4 protein-coding genes are annotated in these 2333 nt (G+C 47.0%); 2 read left to right on the forward strand and 2 right to left on the reverse strand.

Going from position 1 to position 2333, the window contains the following annotated elements; all coding sequences use genetic code 11:
* Positions 1 to 7: 7 nt before the first annotated feature.
* Positions 8 to 331 (reverse strand): CRISPR-associated protein Csx18, encoded by a 324-nt coding sequence (gene csx18, locus AACR41_RS00140; protein ID WP_052349753.1) that lies wholly within the window; start codon positions 329 to 331, stop codon positions 8 to 10.
* 108 nt (positions 332 to 439) lie between these two features.
* Here csx18 and cas1 point away from each other — a divergent pair, with 108 nt between their 5' ends.
* Complete coding sequence (cas1, locus tag AACR41_RS00145) at positions 440 to 1447, forward strand: CRISPR-associated endonuclease Cas1 (protein ID WP_030008339.1); 1008 nt, start codon at positions 440 to 442, stop codon at positions 1445 to 1447.
* Positions 1448 to 1504: 57 nt separating this feature from the next.
* Positions 1505 to 1783, forward strand: coding sequence for a CRISPR-associated endonuclease Cas2 (gene cas2 / locus AACR41_RS00150; RefSeq protein ID WP_030008340.1), 279 nt, complete (start codon positions 1505 to 1507; stop codon positions 1781 to 1783).
* 342 nt (positions 1784 to 2125) lie between these two features.
* On the opposite strand, the gene AACR41_RS16485 is transcribed toward cas2, so the two are convergent.
* Positions 2126 to 2333, reverse strand: a 208-nt coding sequence (locus AACR41_RS16485) for a hypothetical protein (protein WP_445260561.1), incomplete at its 5' end; no start/stop codon positions are given.

Raw genomic sequence — 2333 nt, forward strand, 5'->3', positions numbered from 1 at the left:
ACTGACATTATTTATTCTTTGGTAAAGGGCGTTGTTGCTGTTCCGGTAAAGTATTTTCCGACCAAGCATGAACGGGCCGATCGCCCACTGATTTTAACTTTGTTTTCGGCTGAATCAATGCAATTCCGGCACTGTCTAGCAAAGCTTGCAATAGGCGATCGCCGACGATATTAAACCCTAAACTAATCAGAAAGACTAAAAAAGTATTCATAATCACGGCAAACAAACCAAGGGGGGCAATGATCAGGATCACCCAGGTCACGATCCCATTGGCGATCGCCACCAAAAAATGACGGTAAAAAAATAACTGCTTGGCAAACTTTGGGCTCATGGGTCAACTCTAAATCACAATGAAAATACAGATACATTATGACCCTGTTATTGAAGAGGGGTCTTCGAGCTAACTGGACAATAGGCCCAAAGCCTGATTAAAAGCTCCATGACAACCCTCTATCTCACAGAACCGGGTACCAGCGTTTCCTATACAAACGCCCAACTCCGCATTAAACGTCGCGAAAATATCCAGCACTTTCGCATCGCTGAATTAGATCTGGTGATTATTTTGCCTGGGATTCACCTTTCTAGTCAGGCGATCGCCAAGCTCCTAGATCAGGGGATCGAAACCCTTTTTCTTAAGCGTTCTGGCCAATTTCGGGGCCGCCTTCAGGGACAGTTCCCAAGCAATCCCCACATCCGTCTCGCCCAATACCAGATTAGTGATAGCTATTTTGGCCTCGCCCTTGCGCGTCATTTTATCTATGGCAAAATCCAAAATCAGCGCGCTCTCCTCCAACGGTTCAATCGGAAACATCATGGCCAGCTTACTCCCCTCGCGGAAGCGGTTGATACCATCGCCGCCCAGCTCATTCAACTGAAGCGGCTCGACTCTCCTAGCCGCGAACAACTGATGGGCTTTGAAGGCATTTGCTCCCGCCACTACTTCCAAGCTCTCCGCCATATTTTTCCGGCACAATGGGGATTTCAAAAGCGCGATCGCCAACCGCCCCCCGATCCGATTAATGCCCTCCTCAGTTGGGGGTATGGTGTCCTTCTGTCGCGGGTCTTTGCGGCCACTGTCCAAGCCGGATTAGATCCCTACCTTGGTTTTTTCCATGCCGTCCAACCCTATCGCCCGAATCTAGTTTTAGATCTGATGGAAGAATTTCGCCCTGTTCTCATTGATCGCCTCGTGATTCAGATCATTAGTGCTGGCCTACTCACCCCCGAAGACTTTATTCCCAGCGATGACAGCAAAGGCATTTGGCTCGGCCCCATCGCCAAAAAAATATTCCTAAGTGCCATCGAAAAGGATCTCCAAACCCCTATCATCTATCCACCCCAAGGCCGCAAACTCAAACTTAGCCAAATTATTCTTGAACAATGTCGCCATGTTAGCCGCTGTTTACTCAACCGCTCCCTAGACTATGAGCCCTACGTGATCCGCTAAAAAAACAGTCTTCACTAGCAGGAACTGGCATCACCAAGAGAGAGAGATTATCAGCCTATGTTGTGGTTACTGTGTTACGATGTCGCCGACAACAAGCGTCGCCAAAAGTTAGTACGTCTTCTGGAACAGCGGTGTTTGCGGGTGCAATATTCTGTTTTTGAATGCCCCCTTGAGGAAAAAACTCTCCGTCGTCTGCTAGAAGAGCGCTGGCTACCGACTCTGAATCTCAATCAAGACAGTTTACGGATTTATCCGCTCGATCAAAATGCGATTCGGCGCACGTTTGTTTATGGCAGTCCACCACCCTATGAGCCACCAGATTACGTTATTTTGTAGCGCCAAAGATTGTTACGAAATATTTCACTCGGTCGGTTTGTTGTCGCTCTGTTTGAGGAGCCGTAAAGTTCAGCGTTTGTAAATAAACGTCATAAAAGTCTTGAACTTTGTGTTGATGCAGCGAATTTTCTTGATATGATTCTTTTTAACTAAGTTTTTAGACTTTTTGATGTCAGCAAGCTTTTCCAAAAAGTATTTTTGCCAAAAGGCTTCACTGTCTGACGGAAACGTACCTCGAAAACTGCATATAGCAATGTTTCCAAAGACCTAGGGTTCCACATCCCAAAAACCCCGCAAGGGGACGGAAACGTTGTTGAAGAGAAATAGGAGCTACGATAGCAATCACATCTGCGTTCCACATCCCAAAAACCCCGCAAGGGGACGGAAACGAGTATTCATGGATTTCTCCTTAAATAAATGATGCCCCTGTTCCACATCCCAAAAACCCCGCAAGGGGACGGAAACTTCAGCTAATTCAGCATAAGAACGTTGAATCTTAACAAGTTCCACATCCCAAAAACCCCGCAAGGGGACGGAAACTACACACGCT

The sequence above is a fragment of the Picosynechococcus sp. NKBG042902 genome (assembly GCF_963864045.1).
Taxonomy (GTDB): Bacteria; Cyanobacteriota; Cyanobacteriia; order Cyanobacteriales; family MRBY01; genus MRBY01.

Excerpts from the sequence above, each read along its gene's own strand:
- csx18 (WP_052349753.1), bottom strand. The coding sequence starts at position 331 with ATGAGCCCAAAGTTTGCCAAGCAGTTATTTTTTTACCGTCATTTTTTG.
- cas1 (WP_030008339.1), top strand. The coding sequence starts at position 440 with ATGACAACCCTCTATCTCACAGAACCGGGTACCAGCGTTTCCTATACA.
- cas2 (WP_030008340.1), top strand. The coding sequence starts at position 1,505 with ATGTTGTGGTTACTGTGTTACGATGTCGCCGACAACAAGCGTCGCCAA.